This window comes from Virgibacillus sp. 6R (genome assembly GCF_001895305.1).
Lineage (GTDB): Bacteria > Bacillota > Bacilli > Bacillales > Amphibacillaceae > Virgibacillus > Virgibacillus pantothenticus.
Genome location: NZ_CP017762.1, coordinates 1,806,522 through 1,825,684, shown reverse-complemented (window position 1 = coordinate 1,825,684; position 19,163 = coordinate 1,806,522). Strand labels below are relative to the sequence as shown.

Below are 19,163 nucleotides of genomic sequence, written 5' to 3'. Positions count from 1 at the left end.
AAAAATGGTGAATTTGCTAAAGCTTTCATTACATGAATAGTTCCTGCTCTGGCACTTTTTTCTTAGGGAAGTAAGGTATCAACTGATTACTGGATTTATATGGAAATTAGCCGAAGTTCACATTTCAAGCTAGCTGCCTTATTTTTTACAATGTCGGTATAGAGGGTGAATCCGATTTTTTCGATTTTAATGTGGGACGTCTCGTTAAAAGGCAATGACGCATGTAATTTTGCAAGTAATGCCTATTCTGATATAGTATCCGACGTTTTTTTACAAAATTTAAATAAACTGCAGTTAAAAGTAGATAATTGTGTTAAAATAGTATATTAGAAGCAGTATGGACAAAATAAGATATAGTATGTAATTAGGAGGATATTAGCCCATGTTTTCAAGGGATATAGGAATCGATCTTGGGACAGCCAATGTCTTAATTCATCTTAAGGGAAAAGGGATTGTGTTGAATGAGCCGTCAGTGGTTGCTATGGATCGGAATACAGGAAAAGTGTTGGAAGTTGGCGAGGAAGCAAGGAAAATGGTAGGTCGGACACCTGGAAATATTGAAGCTATTCGACCATTAAAGAATGGCGTAATTGCCGATTTTGATGTTACGGAAGCGATGCTCAAACATTTCATTAATAAGATTAATGTAAAGGGCTTGCTATCAAAACCAAGAATTTTGATATGCTGTCCGACAAATATTACCAAAGTGGAGCAAAAAGCCATTAAAGAAGCTGCCGAAAAATCAGGTGGGAAAAAGATTTATTTAGAAGAAGAACCTAAAGTAGCTGCTATCGGTGCAGGAATGGAAATATTCCAGCCGAGTGGGAATATGGTCGTTGATATCGGTGGTGGTACAACAGATGTTGCTGTACTATCCATGGGGGATATTGTAACGTCTGAGTCCATCAAAATGGCCGGTGACAATTTTGATAGTGAAATTCTTCAATACATAAAGAAGAAATATAAACTGTTGATCGGTGAGCGAACGGCAGAGGAAATAAAAATTAATGTCGCTACCGTATTTCAAGGCGCGCGTAATGAAGAAATGGAAATTAGAGGGCGTGATATGGTCTCTGGTTTGCCGCGAACTATTAAAGTAAACTCCAAAGAAATTGAAGAAGCATTGCGTGAGTCTGTCTATCTTATTGTACAAGCAGCAAAATCCGTCTTAGAACGTACACCTCCAGAGCTTTCTGCAGACATTATTGATCGAGGTGTTATATTAACTGGAGGCGGCGCATTAATTCATGGCGTTGATGAGTTATTGGCAGAAGAATTAAAGGTTCCTGTATTTATTGCGGAAGAGCCAATGAATTGTGTAGCTAAGGGAACCGGTATCATGTTGGAAAATATCGACAAAGTAGATCGGAAAAAAGTTATTTAAGTTTTCTAGATACGAGAAAGGGAGGTAACGCCAGTGTTAAGGGGCTTTTACACAGCTGCTAACGGTATGATTGCGCAACAACGGCAGCAGGAGGCTTTTGCTAATAATATTTCCAATGCTAATACCCCCGGTTATAAAGCAGATCAAACAACTTTGCGCGCTTTTCCTGAAATGTTGATGAATCAAATGGCAGGAAAAGAGCTTCCTATACAAAATAAAACAAATGTACCTATTCAACAGCCGATCGGTTCTTTAAATACGGGAGTGTACGTACAGGAAATGATTCCGAATTTTAACCAGGGAGACATCCAAGAAACAGGGATTCCCACTGACTTTGCACTAGTGCAACGCAATTTGCCTGATGAAACTGGAGCATTGTTTTTTACGGTGCAAAATGAAGCTGGAGATGTCCGATATACACGAAATGGAAACTTTACAGTAGACGGTGCGGGCTTTTTAGTGACGAATGAAGGATATTATGTTTTAGATGTGAATGGAGAACCTATTGCAACGAATGATAAGGATTTTACGGTGACCAATGATGGTCTATTGCAGACTGCTAATGGGGCGATTCCATTAGGGTTTGCCTATGCAGCTGATGCAAATACAATGGTAAAAGAAGGAAATGATTTGTACACTGGAGATGTGGAAGCTGTGCCAGCGGATGCAACGTTTTCTGTAAAACAGGGTTTTTTGGAGAGATCTAACGTAGATACTTTACAAGCAATGACACAAATGATGGAATCTTACCGACTATTTGAAACAAATCAACGAGTGTTAAAGGCGTATGATCAAAGTATGGAAAAAGCAGTTAGTGAAATAGGACGTTTAGTCTAAAGGGGAGAGAATAGCATGTCACGAGCAATGATTCAGGCTGCAGTAACAATGAATCAACTGCAACAAAAATTGGATGTCATAGGTAATAACATGGCTAATAGCCAAACAACCGGCTATAAAAGCAGACAGGCTAATTTTTCCTCGCTGCTTTTTCAACAGATGGATAATTTGTCGCATCCTGCGAATACAGCCGGAAGACAGACTCCAGATGGTATACGAATCGGATCTGGAGCAAGATTAGGATCGATCAATGCGAATTTGCAATTAGGTTCGTTACGTGAGACAGATCGCAGCTTGGATACAGCTTTGTTAGAAATGAACCATTTTTTCCAAATTGAAGCAACAGACAACGGAGTAACAGAAACACGTTATACTCGAGATGGAGCATTTTATTTGAGTCCTGTTAATAATAATCAACAAGTGATGCTCGTTGATCGAGATGGAAATCCAGTACTAGGCGTAGATGGCCCCATTCGTATAGCTTCTGGTTTTGATGACATTTCTGTGCAGCCAAATGGACAAATACTTGTCAAGCGAGGCGACGAAACGGAAACCGTCGGTACACTTGCTATTGTTGAGGCTTTACGTCCAGATTTGCTTGAAGCTGTCGGAGAAAATGCATTCCGTTTACCTAATATAGCAAATACAGAGGCAGCATTTGCTGATGTAATCCAGCCAGCAGCTGGAAATCAGATACTCCAAAGTGGTACCTTGGAAGCGTCTAATGTGAATATGTCCAAGGAAATGTCTGACTTAATTATGAGTCAACGTGCTTACCAGTTTAATGCAAGAACCATTTCTATGAGCGATCAAATGTCTGGCCTGATTAACCAGATGCGCTAGGTTTTAATCCTTGATGTAAGGTGTTGTAAGCTCCTCACTTAAGAACTAAAGACAAATACAAAAAGTCTAAGTGGGAGGATACAACACCTACATCTTCGTTCGTTTAAGGGTTATACCCTTGCATTACTAACAGTCAGTATGGGAAAAAGAACTCTGCAGATTCACTTTATATTTAAGGTAAACAGTAAGGAGAAACAAATATGTCCATTCAACCACAAGATCCAACTTTCAAAGGCAAATATAATTCATTTATGAAAGCATGGAAACAACGATGGCAAGAAAAGCATCAAGAAGCTAAACATCATAATGAGCCAAATGGGCAGAATAGGGTCAAGCAACGAAGTAAGCAAACGGAAAATAAAAAAAATAGACGCCCAAGAGTGCGCATTTTTCCAATTTGGCTGCGTATTATTGTTACTTTACTACTTTGTATCATTGCCTTAGTTGTTGGATTAATGATTGGCTATGGAGTCATTGGAGATGGAGTGCCAACAGATGTCTTAAAGACAGAAACGTGGCAGCATATTATTGATATTGTTACGAAACCAAATTAAGCAAGCACCTAGTCTTATAGCGGCTCAGGTGTTTTTTTACCAGATAAGCAAGTATAAAATGATGTGCTTGGGGATAACGAAATAACCGAATAGCCACGTCCGGCGCATGAGCCCAGCAACTAGGCGACTTTAGAAATGCGCCCTACGATAAGGCCTCATCGGTTCGTCGCTAAGGGGAAGGTCGACTAAAAACGGGCTTGCCGCTCAGGCGTCGGCATACCCCTGTTTTTAGTGGCATGATTCCTTTATCTTTAGTTGATTCGTTCCATTGTTATGTTGCTAAACGGGCGCTTGCGCCTTTGTTCCACTATAGGAAAGTATAAGATTTTTTTGGTTTATAGTATAAGAAAAACAAAGGCTTCCGCCATAAGAATTGGCGACAAGCCAAGTTTTTCTAACCTACTGAAGGAGCTTAATTCTATTGGATGTGGACAAATTATCGTCAAGCCTGTATTCCAGGGGTTAAGGCAACTTTTCAAAACTGAAATTTCTGGTTGAGCTTTTAGATAAATGTTGCAATAGAATTAAAATTAAACAAGAAAAGAGGTTTTTCATATGAATATTGAACAAATTAAAGAGATTATTCCACACCGCTATCCATTTTTACTAGTAGATCGAGTAACAGAAGTAGAAGAAGGAAAGCGTGTTGCTGGTTTGAAAAATGTAACAGCGAATGAACCTTTTTTTCAAGGGCATTTCCCTGAGTATGCTGTGATGCCGGGTGTGCTTATTGTTGAGGCTTTGGCACAGCTGGGGGCAATTGCCATGCTGGGAAAAGAAGAAAATCGTGGAAAGATCGGTTTTTTAGCAGGAATAGACAATTGTCGATTCAAACGCCAAGTCCGCCCGGGAGACCAATTGCAAATGGAAGTGGAAATTCTTCGATTAAAAGGACCAATCGGAAAAGGGAAAGCAGTTGCTACTGTAGATGGAGAGTTGGCTTGTGAAGCTGAAATTATGTTTGCCATAAAATAACGGCTCATTTAATCTGAATGTAAGCGGGAGATAACCGCAGCTCCATTCCTGATTCGTTAGCATTGGGTGGGATATTGATTGCAGTAGGTATAACAACAGGACAAGGAAAACTCGGAAGCGACGCATCGCACGCAGAAAAAGCATTCTTCTTTTTTAAGGATGGATAAGCTATGTCAGCAAAACAAGGCATCCATAAAAAGCTGTTTTTCTTTTTCCATGACGTCTGGGCACTAGCCTTCACTCCGCTAATTCGTGTATGCAAACTCCTATTGGATGAAATTTCACTATATAGGTCCATTTTTTAAAAATATTATGTGAGGAATAATTAGCTGAAAATGGATAAAAAAGAGTATGACTTCTTCTAAGTTGGTTAAGCTAAAAAACGAACCAATTAAAAAGGAGGAAATACACATGAAATCAAAGCTTCTCGTGAAACTTGGCGCTTCCGCCATTGCTTTATCACTCATTGCGGCTTGTGGCACAGATGATAATCAAGACCCTGCAGAAGATGACGCTCCGATGCAGGAACAGGAAAATAATAACGATCAGCCTGCTGATGATAATGGTGGAGCGAACGAAAACGACCAAGAACTACAGGATGAAGACAACGGTAATACAAATGGTAATGGCGATATGATGGAAGATCAAGACAAGAAAAACGAAGAAGGAAATCAATAATATTGCTTGAGTTTGTGTTTAATACAGAGGGGAATAGCACAGATATCGACGCCACCTAAGTCAACGTGCTCTTGCTGTCTAGTTGTCGATACTAGCATGCTCTGAGTACCGACTTGATTGTGGTTGCAAAGAAAAGATAGCATCTGGATTCTGAAGTCGCTAAGGTAAGGGTTGAACGATGATGAATCCGGTGTTTCCCCTTAACAGATTTGAGCAATATTATAGTGCAAATAGTTTTTTTACTTATAAGAGCAGAACACAGTTCCTAAAGGGTGTGTTCTGCTTTTTATATGCTTGCTTGTATTATGTTTAAAAACTTAGCCTATGATTTAAGCTTCTTTCAATTGTAAATTGGTTGTACCTAATTCAAGCTGTCAAACCAGAGACAAAATGGATGTGAGATAGTAAGATATAGAATATAAAGAAATTTCTTTTTTTGTATTGAAAATGAATCAGGTTGAAAAGAGAAATGTATTTTTAAAAAGAGGAGGATTATTTTGAAACATCGAATTACGTCATTATATATCATATCACCACATACTAAAGCGATACGCTGGAGTGAGCATAACTATTATCGTTCTCATATTTTGGAAGCAGATATGACGGAGACAATGTCTTTGCACAAACCAGAGCAAATCATTGATAATAGTTGTTTAATATATGGATCTACACTAGAGGGGAGAAGAATAGCTGTAAAGGACGTATTAGGCTCATCCAGTAAGCTTCCAATTCCTGTGATCCCAGAAAAAGGCGTTTTTATGATGCCAACTGCATCTATAAAAAATAAAAATAATGTATGGCTTGCTTATCACCATATATATGGTTTTGAAAGGAATGATAAGGGCACTTATGTTGTTTTTTACGACGGTTCTGAACTTCAGTTAGATATATCTTTAAACACTTTTGATTTGCAGTATAAGCGGACAAGTCAGTTAATTGTACATATGAACCGTGCTTTTCTGTTTGGACAATCTAAATTGCCTATACCTAAATCACTTCTAAAGCGATATTAATGAGCCAATATGGAAAAAGATGAAGCTGTAGCATGTTCACAAACAATAAAGGGATATACCACATGATGGAGAATGACACCTCGAATTTCCTCTTAGCTTCTATTTACTTTTATGTAGATAAACAATACGCGCCTTGCCCAATCACCTTCTAGCAAAGTGTATATGGCGATCGAAAATTGTGAATTGTGTTTTCCACAAAACCCAATTGGATTTATCCCGTACTATAAGGTGCTGTAAGACTCCCACTTCAGGAGTTGAATGTCTATACTCTAACAAGTCTAAGTGTGGGAGATAACAGCACCTAAATACCCTATCTCGTAAGCGGACTTTAGGTTATACCATTACGGTACGAACAACCCGTGGGGGATGAAGGCCCCTCATTGATTGAGAATTCACCTTATATGGAGAGGCGGTTATAGTACCCCTAGTAGGGATGAGAAATCCTTTCCTTCCGCCGCTCCGCACTCTTTCGCAAAGAAATCATGCCCGCAGAAGCCTTATGCTAATCCTACGCGGTAATTTTGTGAGTTCCCATAGCTCAAAATTTGTTGCGAAATGTCTGAAATTTCAATCGCGAAATATAGCTAAGTTCCCCTTTTCTATGAATTGTATATTTAACACAACGTTTTAGGTGCAAAAGAGAGGGGAACTGATAAGAAGCCGACCAAGCTATTCTTTTATACCGTTTTCTGTATTTTTATTAGTATTTGTGGGTTAGCAGAAATTTTTTCTGTCTAAAAGGTGAAGAAAAGACAATTTTTTAAGTTGATATTTAGCCTATATGCTGTTATTATATGAACATTCCTTTTTGACTGACCGGTAAGTCAATTAAGATTTAGTTTCAATCAATTGTACCATGTTATATCTTTTGAGAAAAAAGCTTTTTTTGTGACAAATCAGCCTAAATAAATGAAACATTTACATGGGGCAGTACGTAATTAGGAAATAGGTGAAGCTTATGCTTGAAAAGAAAAGGAAATTAGTAGAAATCGGTATAAAATTAATTGCTCAAAAGGGTTATCACAATACTTCTATTCAGGAAATTGCCAATAAAGCAGGTGTTTCTAAAGGGTCTTTTTACAGCTATTTTCCGTCGAAAAAAGCATTTATGAAAACGACGATGAAAGAGTTTCATAGGTTTATGATGGAAGAGCTGGCGCAAGTCAAAACAGATGATGATGCGAGTGCTCGTTTTGCAAAGCAAATAACAATATTAATGAACTACATGGAACAACATAAAGAGTTTATTACGATTTATCTTAGAAGTAATATGCTGATTGAAGAGGAGTTTGATAAACAAATACGTGAATTTAGGCTAGACTATATCCATTGGTTAAGAGAGAACTTGGAGAGTATCTATGGTGAACAACTACAGGAATTTGTGATGGATGCTATTATTCAATCAGCAGGTTTAATACATAGTTACTTTCATTGGCTTATCATGGAAGATGTTGAATTTGACCTAGAGCAAGCTGGGCAAATTATGGTTAGACGTTTGCATGATTTAATAGCAGGAATGGTAAAAGCAGAGACACCCCCACTTGTCGATGCTATGCAGCTCCAAGAAATATACAGTAGGAATAATGCTAGCAAACAAAGCAAGCAAGAGGCAATTAAAAGCCTAAAAGAAAAAATATCAGCGCTAAAAGTGCCGCAGATGAGGAAAGAACGATTATATGAAGTGTTACAATTATTGCAAAATGAAATAGCTGAAAATAATAATATACTTGTCATACAAGGGTTACTTGCGCATTTTACTGCCCATGATATGTTAATAGAAGATGTAAACAGAATCGCGGAAGTACTAGATATTGAATTATTATGACATCTTGACAGTAAAGAGAGGAGTAACACAGGTGAAGAAAATTTTACTTTTTGCAGCAGTTATAGTTATGATTTTTTTGTTAGCTGCGTGCAATCAGGAAGAAGAGAATAAAGAAGAAAATAAAGAGCGGGTAACTCCTGTAGAAACGGAAGAAGTAAAAGAAGGTTCTATTGAGATTGAAAAGAGTCTTTATGGTAGAACAAAGCCGTCTGCTGCCAGTCCAGTTGTATTACAGGGTCCAAGTAAAATCGATCAGTTAGAGGTTAGTAATGGGGAACAAGTCAAGGAAGGGGATGTGATTGCAACAATCTCTTCACAAGCGGGTAAGCAAAGTATCCGAGCGCCTAAGGGTGGAAAGCTTGTTCAGTTAACAGCAAATGAGGGCGAGATGGTATCTGCCGAAGAGCCATTGGCTGTCGTTGCCGATTTAAATCCTTTAGCCATTGAATTCACCGTAACAGCAAATGATCGTAACCTAATGAATAAAGAAGATGAGTTCCCTGTTAACATAGATGAAATGGAATTTACAGCAACGGTTACTTCTATTGGAACCGTACCAAATGATACTGGACTTTATCCGATTCAGGCTGAGGTTAGTAATAAAGAAACGGAATTATTACCAGGCATGATAGCACAGTTATTGGTGCCAGAAACAAGAATTAAAGATACTATTATCGTTCCAACCGCTGCTGTAGAAGAGCAAGGCGGTGAATCGTTTATCTATGTAGTAAAAGATAATAAGGCAAAACGCGTTGACGTTACAGTGCAGGAATCTCAATCAGAGGAAACAGCCATTGAGGGAGAGGTCAAAGCTGGCGATAAAGTGATTGTAAAAGGACAACTGTCTTTAAAGGATGGTAGTCAGGTTAAAGTTGCGAAAGGGGAGTAAATCTTGAAGTTAATCAAAACATCAGTCAAACGTCCAGTAGGCGTTATTATGATTGTTCTAGCTATACTAGCTCTCGGTGCCGTTTCATTACGAAGCCTAACAGTTGATCTCTTTCCAAAGATTGATCTCCCAGTAGCAGTTGTAGCAACATCATATCAAGATGCAGCGCCACAAGAAGTAGAAAATTTAATTAGTCGTCCAATTGAATCAGCTGTTAGTACTGTAGAAGGGATAGAAACGGTTCAATCGCAATCACAATCAGGATCTTCCCTTGTTGTACTTATGTTTAATAACGGAACGGATTTAGACCAAGCTTTATTGGATGTAAGAGAAAGTGTTGACCAGGTGAAGGATCTTTTACCTAGTCAAGCGGGTGATCCGAATATTATGCGTTTTAACCCGGACCAACTGCCGGTTATGTGGGTTGGTTTAACCGGAGAAAACGCAGCATCTTTAACAAAGACAGCCGACGAACAAGTTGTCCCATTTTTAGAACGACAAGGTGGAGTAGGGTCTGTTAATGTAGAAGGTGGAAAAGAAAGAGAAATTCAATTAATTTTAGATGAAGCTAAGTTACAGCAATATGGTGCCACAGCGCAAACGATCATGCAATCGTTAACGAGTACAAATCAGTCCGCTTCGGTAGGAACGGTTGAGAAAGGTGACAAGGACCTTCAGCTTCGCGTAACTGGTGAATTTGAATCAATCGACGATATTAAACAAACGATTGTTCAAACCGAATCGGGGGCAACGGTACATGTTGATGACTTAGCTGAAGTGAAAGATGATTTTAAGGAACAATCTGGAATGACACTCGTCAATGGAAAGCCTTCTGTCGTCTTATCCATTTTAAAAAAGACCGATAGTAATACTGTAGAAGTAGCAACAAATATAGAAGATAGTTTACAAGAAATAAAACAAGATTTACCTTCAGATGTTAATTTGGATATCATTATTGACACATCTGATTTTATTCAGATGTCTATTGATTCAGTTGTGCAGAATATTCTTATCGGTGGGGCTATTTCGATATTTATCCTGCTCCTATTTCTGAAAAGTATCCGAGCAACCATTGTTATTGGATTGTCCATACCAATTGCGATTATAACAACGTTTATTTTAATGTATTTCACAGGTGAAACATTAAATATTTTAACATTAGGCGGTTTAGCACTTGGTTTAGGAATGATGGTCGATAGTTCGATTGTCATACTCGAACATATTTATTCCTACAGGCAACGTGGGTATAGTCTAAAGGATGCGGCTATAAAAGGGGCTAGTGAGTTAGCACCTGCAGTAATTGCTTCTACAACAACGACATTAGTCGTATTTTTACCGATTATTTATGTAGAAGGAATTGCTTCGGATATGTTTACCCCTTTAGCATTAGCAGTTTCTTTTTCGCTTATTACTTCATTAGTAGTAGCCATCACTTTAGTGCCGATGCTTTCTTCCAAGTTATTGCAAAAAGCGATGCAAGATGGAGGAAAACGTTATTGGTTTGATCGCTTTTTGGGTTGGTTAAATACAAAGTATCAAAAAGCTTTGAAATGGGTGCTCGGTCATCGGAAAACAACAGTATTTGTAACGATTGTAGCGATTGTGGGGAGCTTAGCTTTAACCCCGTTTATTGGAGCGGAATTTATTCCATCTGCCGATCAAGGACAGTTGGAAATCCGAGTAGAAACAGACCCTGGAAGTTCTCTGAAGCATACGGAAGAAATTGTAGAACAGGTGAATAAGGAGTTAGAGCCTTTTGAATCTTTGATCGAAACGAATTATGTAAGTGTTGGTGGCGGTGATATGGTTGCTGGCAGCAGCGGCAGTGGAAATCAAGCTGTTTATACAATGCAGCTCATCCCCTCTACTGAACGAGAAAAAACAACGATTCAAGTCGTTCAAGAAATAGATGACAAATTACAGGGGATCGCAGGTGCTGAAATCACGGTAAATTCCATGGACTCCGGTATGAATATGGGGGACCCGATACAAGTCCAATTAAATGGACCAGAACATGAAGTATTGAGAGATATCTCTGAACAGGTTGTACGAGAAATCGAGCAGATAGACGGTATTTATAATCCAGAGACATCAGCTTCTGAAGGTGTCCCACAAATGAATATTGAAGTGAATCAGGAGCAAGCTGCGATGTATGGGTTAAATCAGGAACAAGTACTGGGACAGATTCAAATGCAATTTACGGGTCAAGTAGCTACGCAGTTTAGAGAAAATGGACAGGAAATGGATGTTACATTGATGTACCCAGAAGAGCAGCGTAGCAAGATAGAGGATTTGCATGACATGAAAATCCAAACCCCTCAAGGAGCGACGATCTCATTAGATGAGTTAGCTGAATTTAAACAAATGAGCGGACCTGTGAGCTTGCAAAGAGAAAATCAGCAACCGCAAATGAATGTGTCCAGTCAAATTGTCGATCGCGACTTAGGGACCATCACGCAAGATGTAGAGAAAACGTTGGCTGGCATGGAACTCCCTGAAGGCTACAACTATGAAATCGGCGGTCAAGCACAGGATATGACGGAATCATTTACAGAGTTAGCGATTGCATTAGTGTTTTCGATTTTCCTTGTATATGCAGTCATGGCTGTCCAATTTGAAAACTTTTTATTTCCGCTTATCGTTATGTTTGCTATGCCGACAACAGTTATTGGAGTAATGCTCGGGCTATTTATCGTCGGGATACCACTAAGCATTCCAGCCTTTATCGGAATCATTATGCTGGCAGGGATCGTTGTAAATAACTCGATTGTACTAGTGGATTATATTAACCTCCTGCGGCGAAAAGGAATGGAACGTTATGCGGCAATATTGGAAGCTGGACCAAGCAGACTGCGTCCAATATTAATGACGACACTAACGACTATATTAGCCATGATACCTTTAGCAATGGCGCTCGGGGAAGGAGCTGAAATGCAGCAACCACTCGCTGTAACGATCATTTTTGGTCTAGGTATATCCAGTATCTTTACACTTTTGTTAATCCCAGTTATTTACACATTATTTGATGATCTAACTGCTAAAATGGCTAAACGTAATAACAAGAAAAAAGATGCATAAAAATAGAGACGAAAAAGGTTCCTTGCCACTGATAGCAGGGAACCTTTTTAAAAGAATAAGAAAGTATAAACTTAGGTGCTTATGGATAACGAAATAACCGAATAGCAACGTCTGGCGCATGAGTCCAGCATCGATGCGACTTTAGAAATGCGCCCTACGATAAGGCCTCATCGGTTCGTCTCTAAGAGGAAGGCCGACTAAAAACGGGCTTGCCGCCCGATGTCGACATACCCCTGTTTTTAGTGGCATGATTCCTTTATCTTTAGTTGATTCGTTCCATTCGCTACGTTGCTAAACGGGCGCCCCGCGCCTTTGTTTTAGTCTGTTACTGGCCACCAGTGAAATCCGTCTTTTTCTAATAAGCGATCTGCTGCCTCTGGTCCCATGGAGCCGGCAGTGTAATTGGGAAATAGTGGTTCTGTTTCTGACCACGCATCTAAAACGGCGTCAACAAACTTCCAAGAATAAGCTACCTCATCCCAATGGGTGAAGTTAGTTGTATCACCGATAATACAATCGTAAATGAGCTTTTCATACGCTTCGGGTGTATTTATTCCATCTACACCGTTGTTTGTATAAGATAATTCAATTGGTTGAGCGATAGAGCCTACACCAGCTTTTTTAGCGTTTAAATGAAGCGTGATTCCTTCGTCCGGCTGGATATTAATTACCAGCAAGTTAGGATGTCTTTCTGATTCATCCTTATAATATAGGTTCATTGGTATATCTCTAAACTCAACCACAATTTTAATTGATTTTTCTTTCATCTTTTTACCTGTTCGGATGTAAAAAGGGACCCCTGCCCAGCGATAGTTATCAATCATTACTTTTCCAGCAACGTATGTTTCCGTAGTAGAATCTTTCAATTCTGGAGCTTCTTCCCGGTACCCTTTCCCTAAACGACCAGGACCGTATTGTCCGCGTACAAAATAATTCTCGACTTCTGTTGGTTCAACAAGACGAAGAGCTCGCAATACTTTCACTTTTTCTGAACGTATTTCATCAGGTGTAAGTTTAATTGGTGGCTCCATTGCTAACAGTGCGACCATTTGCAGCATATGGTTTTGCACCATATCTCTTGTTGCTCCCGATCGGTCATAATAGCGAGCACGTTCCTCGACACCTAACTTTTCACTGGAAGTAACCTGGATATTTGAAATAAATCGGTTATTCCACAAATGCTCAAATATACCATTTGCAAACCGGATCACTTCAATATTTTGGACCATCTCTTTCCCTAAATAATGGTCAATTCGATATATTTGATCCTCATTGAAGGCTAACCGAATTTGATTATTTAACTCTTTTGCAGAGGCGAGGTCGTGTCCAAATGGTTTTTCAATGACTAATCTGGTCCAACCAGCACTCTCTTTTAAACCATTTTGTTCGAGTTGGTTAGCGATGGTTCCAAAATATTCTGGAGCCATAGCCAAGTAAAAAACGCGGTTTCCGTTAGTTTGGTATTGACCTTCTAACTGATCTAGCAATCCATCTAAATGCGTATAGGAAGAATTATCTGTCACATCAAAAGACTGATAATAAAAATGAGCAGCAAATGATTCTAAGTCGTCCTCATTGTGTGCTTGCGATTCGTTTATTGATTCACAAACTTTTTCTCGAAATATATCATTCGTCCAGGGGCGACGAGCAAGACCAACAACTGCGAAATCCTCACCAATTTTTCCATTTTGATAAAGGCGATAAATGGAAGGGAATAACTTTCTTTTTGATAAATCCCCTGTTGCTCCAAAGATGACAATAACGACGTTTGGTTTATCTACAGTTTTCAATAGAACCCTCTCCATTTTCTGTTTAGTAACACAACTATCATATAAGGTTAAAAAGTGAAAAGCAACTATTCAAGACGCAGCCATGCGAAAGTTTTTTTCAGCAATTGATTAACAACTTCCGAAAACATTAAACCTATAGCTATTGCTCCAGCAAGCAGCATCACCTTTGCTGAAAGTTGTACAGCTAGAAAATAGTCATCTTCGACAAATTTTCTCATCGCATCGTATGCTAATCCACCAGGTACGAGCGGAATAATGCCAGAGACATTAAAAATAATAATGGGCGTTTTAAATATTTTGGCACAAATCTGACTAAGAATGGCAACAAGCATGGAACCAAAAATGGTTGCCGGAACAACATCCAATCCTTGCTCAACCAAGATATAATAAACAACCCATCCGAACATCCCAACCATGCCGCATTGAATAAGTGCATGTCGTGGGGCATTGAAAATAATGCCAAAACCAGCAGCCGCGATATAGCTTGTAATAAGTTGAGCAAGTAACATGATGATCAACTCCCTATGCTTAGATAATCGAAAACAAGAAATCATAGGTGGAATTCTCATGACCTATTGATTGAGCCATTCTTTCTTCTACACGCTACTAATTATTTCGTATAGAGATCAATGTGGTAAAAAAGCGAAAAGTACAGCAACGCCAGCTCCAATTGCAATTGCTGTTAATGTAGCTTCTACACCCTTTGATATGCCAGCTATTAAATGACCTGCCATTAAATCCCGAACGGCATTTGTTATATGCAGGCCTGGAACAAGCGGCATTACAGCGCCAATGATGATTTTATCCATATGTTGCCCAAATTCAGCGTTAATACTAATCACGGCGATAACAGCAATCAAAAATGAGGCTACAAATTCGGCAATGAAACGTATTTCTAGTAATTTATCAAATCCAATCATTGCTGCGTATCCTCCTGCTCCAGCAATGCAGGAAGGAGCAAAGTCTGCCCAAGAACCACCAAACATGATAGCGAAACTACCACTAGCCAGCGCTGAGGCAATAAGCTGTAGCCAAAATGGAAATGTTTCACTGTTATGCTGTATACCTTTTAAAAGTAGAAGAGCTTCTTTAGCATCTAATGATTGTGCTGTAATTTGTCTGGAAATGCTATTTACATCAGCGATTTTTTGTAAATCATTAGAACGATTGGAAATTCTCCTAAAATAAGAAGCTTCTCCTTCCGTAGAAAATTGAATACCTGTAGGCGTAGCATAGCTTTCCGCATTTTCAAGCCCAAGTGAAGCAGCAATTCGGTTCATTGTATCTTCTACTCGGTATGTTTCTGCGCCACTCTCCAGCATAATTTTACCTGCAAGCAAACAAACTTTGGCCACGGATCCAGGTTGAGCACTCATCCTTTATTCCTCCATTTTAATATTTTTTGATCCGAAGTAAAAGATAATCTAGTTTCTCTTTCGTATAATTGTTCGACCACAAGCCTAGTGAAAGGGAGATTACCTCAAAGCTTTTCTGCCCATTCAGGCAATACGAAAGAGCAAAGCAGCTCTAATTCCTTTTCTCGCTTAGCTGTATACGAACTAACTTGATGTAAATCGCGATCGACGAAACCGGGATGTGTCATCACCTCAACACTTGTTGCTGACAGTTTCTCCAGTTGTGAAAAGAGATTATCATCTACCCCTGAATCATAAAAATCGAGCCAGATTTGCTCGGTTAATAGCAGGTCGCGCTCATTTTGTAAAGTCTCGGTATAGCGAACAGGAACGTGATACCTATTAGCTAATTCTATAATAACTGGTTTCAATGGTTCCCAACCATGGACATGATGGTGGCTATCAATATGATGAAGCGGTAGTCCTGTAGCTAAAAAAGCTTCTATTTGCGCCTGCCACTCGTTTTTAATTGCTTGTAAGTCTTCTGCTTTAAGTTCCTTTTCTTCTTTTGTGTACTTAAAAAACCCGTTTGAGTCAGTTAATATCGCTGCTTCGTTCGTTAGTGGTTTGCCCCATGTTAAAACGAGATGGATTCCTATTTGTAAAGACGAATGTTTTTTTGCTTCAGATATCGCATATTCTACAGCATTTCCGTTCATCATTAAGGTAGTAGATTGAACAACACCGTCTGTATGGGCTTTAAGAATCCCATCCGTGATACCTTTTGTTAAGCCAAAATCGTCTGCATTAATTAAAATTTTCATGTTAAGCGCCTCCATAAATTTAATAATAGATAGAATGTGGTATGATGTATTATCCATATTCAGCTACAATGCTCATTTCCTCTGTCGAAGTAGTCTTAGACTTCGCCACTAGTTGCTAGTAAAAGACGCTAGCGATTTTTGATTATGTGGACGTGTTTTCCTTTGGATAATTTCGCTCAATCACAAAATTGGTTTTATCTCCTCTAAAGTAAGCTCGTGAATATTCCACTTTTTCTTGATTTTCATTTTCTGCAATGGTTTCGATATGAAAACAAGGAGCATTTAACTCGCAATCCAAGTGCTTTGAACAGATTTCATCTGCAAGTGTTATTTCGATATGCTCCATTGTTTTAGCAATATGCACGTCAAAATCAGTTTTTAACGAGGCGTAAAGTGATGAAGCCGCTTGTTCCTTTGTGATCCCTGGTGCAACATCCCAAGGGATAAAAGCGATCTCATATTGGGTTGGTTCATTGTTTGCTTTGCGAATTCTTTCAATACGTTGAATGGGATCTTTGGACGAGACTTCTAATTGTTGACTTAAAAATTCGTTTGCTGGAATAACCGTGATGGAAAGAACAAAAATCTCTGCTTCTTTACCTTGAACAGCTACTTGATCGCTATACCGTTTCACTGTTTGAGTCAAGGTTTGTTTTAGCTTCTGGTCTGCTACAAAGGTGCCCCTTCCTTGATGACGTTCCAAATATCCTTCAAGTGTTAATTGATTTAATGCAGTTCTAACGGTGGTACGGCTTACATTGAAATCTTTACATAGCTCTAATTCTGTTGGGATTTTGTCCCCCGGTTTATATTTCTTCGCTTTGATTTGGTTTAGTAATTCTTCCTTAATAAAAGCATGCAAGGATCGGTTTTTCTCCATTTTGCTCTCCTCTCTACTTCATAATTAGTTCTCCGTTATAGGTTTTCTTCACTAACTTATGACAAGGAAATTATATATCATCAGGTCGTCGTAAAAATACAATAATTGGATTAGTTTGTTAAACACCACTTTAATCATTGACTCCATACGTTAGTCGTTTAAAAAAGGATTTTAGGTCACTTTTGACGATTCCGTAGTATAGTTTGTTATAACCATTTGTAGCATTTGTTTTATTCCGTATATATAAGGTGTGTAAGACTCCCACTTCAGGAGTTGGATAATCGTACAGCAACAAGTCTAAGGGGGGAGATAACAGCACCTAAATATCCGATTCGTTCCTTTAACAATCCGTGGGGGATGAATAAAAACCCCCACGGATTGAAAATTCACTTTATCCAGCATGTAACTAGCAGTTAGACTTACCACCATCCTATGAGGTGTGACCTTGGTGGATAATCGGCTGGTAGCTTTGCAAGCCAATGTCCAATTCTGTTCAGAGGTCTTCATGTCATATTCATGCGATACTAACGTTCCATATGGATAAAGAAAATCACCACTAATAGACTTTTCACTCTTTTGAATCGAAATAGTTGCGCTTTTATAAGTTGTCAGTTGCAGATTGCCACTGCAATTAAAATGAACAGAAGACAGCTCCAGATTTTGTACTGCTGCGATATGGAATTATGCGTTCTCATATGTACGACGCGTTGCATAAATGCGCTAATTACAAATAAGAGTGATGTTAGTCAAAGTTTACAAGATTATCTATTTAAATACAACTTATTCGTATAAATGTTATTACAAATAACAAATAAAATAAAATGTATTTACATTTATTTATTTGTATGATACATTTTAATTGATTTAATAGAATTTTATACATCTATGAGCAGTGAACACTACAGCAAAGGAGATAAACCAAATGACAATCAAATTAGTCGTAATTGGTGGTGGTTCCAGCTATACACCAGAGATTATTGAGGGGATTATTTTGCGCCATCGTTCATTTCCTGTTACAGAAATTGTCTTAGTTGATATTGAAGAAGGTAATCAAAAGCTTGAAATCGTTGGTCAGTTAGCAAAACGGATGATTGAAAAATCTAACAAACCAATAAAATTATCATGGACATTGGATAGAAAGGAGGCATTAAAACAGGCTGATTTTGTCTCAACGCAAATAAGAGTAGGTGGATTAACAGCAAGATCAAAAGACGAGCGTATTCCTCTGCAACATGGGTATATTGGTCAAGAGACAAATGGTGCTGGGGGAATATTTAAAGCATTACGCACGATACCGGTTTTATTAGAGTTGGCTCGAGATGTTCACGAAATCTGTCCACAGGCATGGGTGATAAATTTTACAAATCCTGCCGGTATTGTAACAGAAGCATTGTTAAAGCATTCACCGCATAAAAAAGTAATTGGAGTGTGTAATATTCCTTATAATATGCGTTATTCGACTGCAGAAATTTTAAATACGAAACCTAAGAACGTGATGATTGAATTTATTGGCTTAAATCATTACGTATTCGGTCGAAAAGTATTCGTTAATGGTGTCGACTATACAAGTGAAGTACTAACAAAAGTGAGTCAGGGATTAGATTATTCACCAGCCAATATTGTAAACCTTGGTTGGTCGAAAACGTTTATTGAAGCAACCTCATTGCTGCCAAATCCATATCACCAATATTATTTTCAAACCGCAGCGGTGCTAAAGAAGGATAAGCAGGCACTAGAAGAAAATGGGACACGTGCAGAAGTCGTACGAAGACTGGAAAAATCTTTATTCGAACTATATAAAAATCCGGATCTTTGTGATAAACCAAAAGAGTTAGAAGAAAGAGGCGGGGCTTTTTATAGTGATGTAGCATGCAGCTTGATGGATTCAATTTATAATAATAAAGCAGATATCCAGACGGTTAACACATTAAATAAAGGCGCTATCCCTGAATTGCCGGAAGATTCGGTGATTGAGGTGAACAGTGTTATTACGAAAAATGGACCACAGCCAATTACAGTTGGGGCTTTACCAAACAGTGTGAAAGGTCATATTTATCAAATGAAGGCATTTGAGGAATTAGTGATCCGTGCAAGTATAACCGGTCATTATAAAGATGCCTACCTGGCAATGGTTATGAATCCATTGATAGGTGATGAAGTTGGCAGCAAGACATTACTAGATGCGTTATTAGAAGCACATAAAGATTACTTACCACAATTTTAATTATGGGGGTATAG

The 19,163-nt window shown here is 38.6% G+C and carries 16 protein-coding genes; 11 read left to right on the top strand and 5 right to left on the bottom strand.

From position 1 onward, the window contains the following. Nucleotides 1-382: 382 nt before the first annotated feature. The 10 genes from BKP57_RS08330 to BKP57_RS08280 all read left to right on the top strand — a co-directional run bounded on the left by BKP57_RS08330 (nt 383) and on the right by BKP57_RS08280 (nt 12,076). A complete protein-coding gene (locus tag BKP57_RS08330; RefSeq protein ID WP_050350990.1) occupies nt 383-1,384 on the top strand; it encodes a rod shape-determining protein in 1,002 nt (333 codons plus the stop codon). A gap of 33 nt (nt 1,385-1,417) precedes the next feature. Beyond that, entirely contained in the window at nt 1,418-2,221 is an 804-nt protein-coding gene (locus BKP57_RS08325) for a flagellar hook-basal body protein (protein WP_072741341.1), read from the top strand. A 15-nt stretch (nt 2,222-2,236) separates the two neighbouring features. Then, nucleotides 2,237-3,064: a flagellar hook-basal body protein gene (locus BKP57_RS08320; RefSeq protein WP_050350992.1), complete on the top strand. Its 828-nt coding sequence runs from the start codon at nt 2,237-2,239 to the stop codon at nt 3,062-3,064. Nucleotides 3,065-3,264: 200 nt separating this feature from the next. Continuing rightward, complete coding sequence (locus tag BKP57_RS08315; protein WP_232231364.1) at nt 3,265-3,618, top strand: DNA-directed RNA polymerase subunit beta; 354 nt, start codon at nt 3,265-3,267, stop codon at nt 3,616-3,618. A gap of 555 nt (nt 3,619-4,173) precedes the next feature. Continuing rightward, on the top strand, nt 4,174-4,593 hold the full coding sequence (gene fabZ / locus BKP57_RS08310; RefSeq protein WP_050350993.1) for a 3-hydroxyacyl-ACP dehydratase FabZ: 420 nt from the start codon (nt 4,174-4,176) through the stop codon (nt 4,591-4,593). A gap of 411 nt (nt 4,594-5,004) precedes the next feature. Continuing rightward, nucleotides 5,005-5,271, top strand: a complete 267-nt coding sequence (locus BKP57_RS08300; protein ID WP_050350995.1) for a hypothetical protein — start codon at nt 5,005-5,007, stop codon at nt 5,269-5,271. A 497-nt stretch (nt 5,272-5,768) separates the two neighbouring features. After that, nucleotides 5,769-6,284, top strand: a complete 516-nt coding sequence (locus BKP57_RS08295; protein ID WP_050350996.1) for a competence protein ComK — start codon at nt 5,769-5,771, stop codon at nt 6,282-6,284. 958 nt (nt 6,285-7,242) lie between these two features. After that, entirely contained in the window at nt 7,243-8,109 is an 867-nt protein-coding gene (locus BKP57_RS08290) for a TetR/AcrR family transcriptional regulator (RefSeq protein WP_050350997.1), read from the top strand. Nucleotides 8,110-8,140: 31 nt separating this feature from the next. Beyond that, the gene (locus tag BKP57_RS08285) at nt 8,141-8,998 is read left to right on the top strand and encodes an efflux RND transporter periplasmic adaptor subunit (protein ID WP_050350998.1); all 858 of its coding nucleotides are present in this window, start codon (nt 8,141-8,143) and stop codon (nt 8,996-8,998) included. A 3-nt stretch (nt 8,999-9,001) separates the two neighbouring features. Continuing rightward, nucleotides 9,002-12,076: an efflux RND transporter permease subunit gene (locus BKP57_RS08280; protein WP_072741339.1), complete on the top strand. Its 3,075-nt coding sequence runs from the start codon at nt 9,002-9,004 to the stop codon at nt 12,074-12,076. A 317-nt stretch (nt 12,077-12,393) separates the two neighbouring features. Here the strand turns inward: BKP57_RS08280 and zwf are convergent, their stop codons facing one another. From zwf to BKP57_RS08255, 5 genes are all read right to left on the bottom strand, one after another. Continuing rightward, on the bottom strand, nt 12,394-13,881 hold the full coding sequence (zwf, locus tag BKP57_RS08275; RefSeq protein ID WP_050351000.1) for a glucose-6-phosphate dehydrogenase: 1,488 nt from the start codon (nt 13,879-13,881) through the stop codon (nt 12,394-12,396). A gap of 50 nt (nt 13,882-13,931) precedes the next feature. Next, on the bottom strand, nt 13,932-14,375 hold the full coding sequence (locus BKP57_RS08270) for a threonine/serine exporter family protein (protein ID WP_050351001.1): 444 nt from the start codon (nt 14,373-14,375) through the stop codon (nt 13,932-13,934). 117 nt (nt 14,376-14,492) lie between these two features. After that, nucleotides 14,493-15,242, bottom strand: coding sequence for a threonine/serine exporter family protein (locus BKP57_RS08265; protein WP_050351002.1), 750 nt, complete (start codon nt 15,240-15,242; stop codon nt 14,493-14,495). Nucleotides 15,243-15,346: 104 nt separating this feature from the next. After that, a complete protein-coding gene (gene chbG, locus BKP57_RS08260) occupies nt 15,347-16,045 on the bottom strand; it encodes a chitin disaccharide deacetylase (RefSeq protein ID WP_072741338.1) in 699 nt (232 codons plus the stop codon). A 142-nt stretch (nt 16,046-16,187) separates the two neighbouring features. After that, complete coding sequence (locus BKP57_RS08255) at nt 16,188-16,925, bottom strand: GntR family transcriptional regulator (RefSeq protein ID WP_050351004.1); 738 nt, start codon at nt 16,923-16,925, stop codon at nt 16,188-16,190. A 922-nt stretch (nt 16,926-17,847) separates the two neighbouring features. Here BKP57_RS08255 and BKP57_RS08250 point away from each other — a divergent pair. Then, entirely contained in the window at nt 17,848-19,149 is a 1,302-nt protein-coding gene (locus BKP57_RS08250; protein WP_072741337.1) for a 6-phospho-beta-glucosidase, read from the top strand. The last annotated feature ends 14 nt before the right edge of the window (nt 19,150-19,163 follow it).

Bases quoted from the DNA above. Each gene is read 5' to 3' on its own strand.
- BKP57_RS08330 (WP_050350990.1), top strand. From the start codon at position 383: ATGTTTTCAAGGGATATAGGAATCGATCTTGGGACAGCCAATGTCTTA.
- BKP57_RS08320 (WP_050350992.1), top strand. From the start codon at position 2,237: ATGTCACGAGCAATGATTCAGGCTGCAGTAACAATGAATCAACTGCAA.
- BKP57_RS08315 (WP_232231364.1), top strand. From the start codon at position 3,265: ATGTCCATTCAACCACAAGATCCAACTTTCAAAGGCAAATATAATTCA.
- fabZ (WP_050350993.1), top strand. From the start codon at position 4,174: ATGAATATTGAACAAATTAAAGAGATTATTCCACACCGCTATCCATTT.
- BKP57_RS08300 (WP_050350995.1), top strand. From the start codon at position 5,005: ATGAAATCAAAGCTTCTCGTGAAACTTGGCGCTTCCGCCATTGCTTTA.
- BKP57_RS08290 (WP_050350997.1), top strand. From the start codon at position 7,243: ATGCTTGAAAAGAAAAGGAAATTAGTAGAAATCGGTATAAAATTAATT.
- zwf (WP_050351000.1), bottom strand. From the start codon at position 13,881: ATGGAGAGGGTTCTATTGAAAACTGTAGATAAACCAAACGTCGTTATT.
- BKP57_RS08270 (WP_050351001.1), bottom strand. From the start codon at position 14,375: ATGTTACTTGCTCAACTTATTACAAGCTATATCGCGGCTGCTGGTTTT.
- BKP57_RS08265 (WP_050351002.1), bottom strand. From the start codon at position 15,242: ATGAGTGCTCAACCTGGATCCGTGGCCAAAGTTTGTTTGCTTGCAGGT.
- chbG (WP_072741338.1), bottom strand. From the start codon at position 16,045: ATGAAAATTTTAATTAATGCAGACGATTTTGGCTTAACAAAAGGTATC.
- BKP57_RS08255 (WP_050351004.1), bottom strand. From the start codon at position 16,925: ATGGAGAAAAACCGATCCTTGCATGCTTTTATTAAGGAAGAATTACTA.
- BKP57_RS08250 (WP_072741337.1), top strand. From the start codon at position 17,848: ATGACAATCAAATTAGTCGTAATTGGTGGTGGTTCCAGCTATACACCA.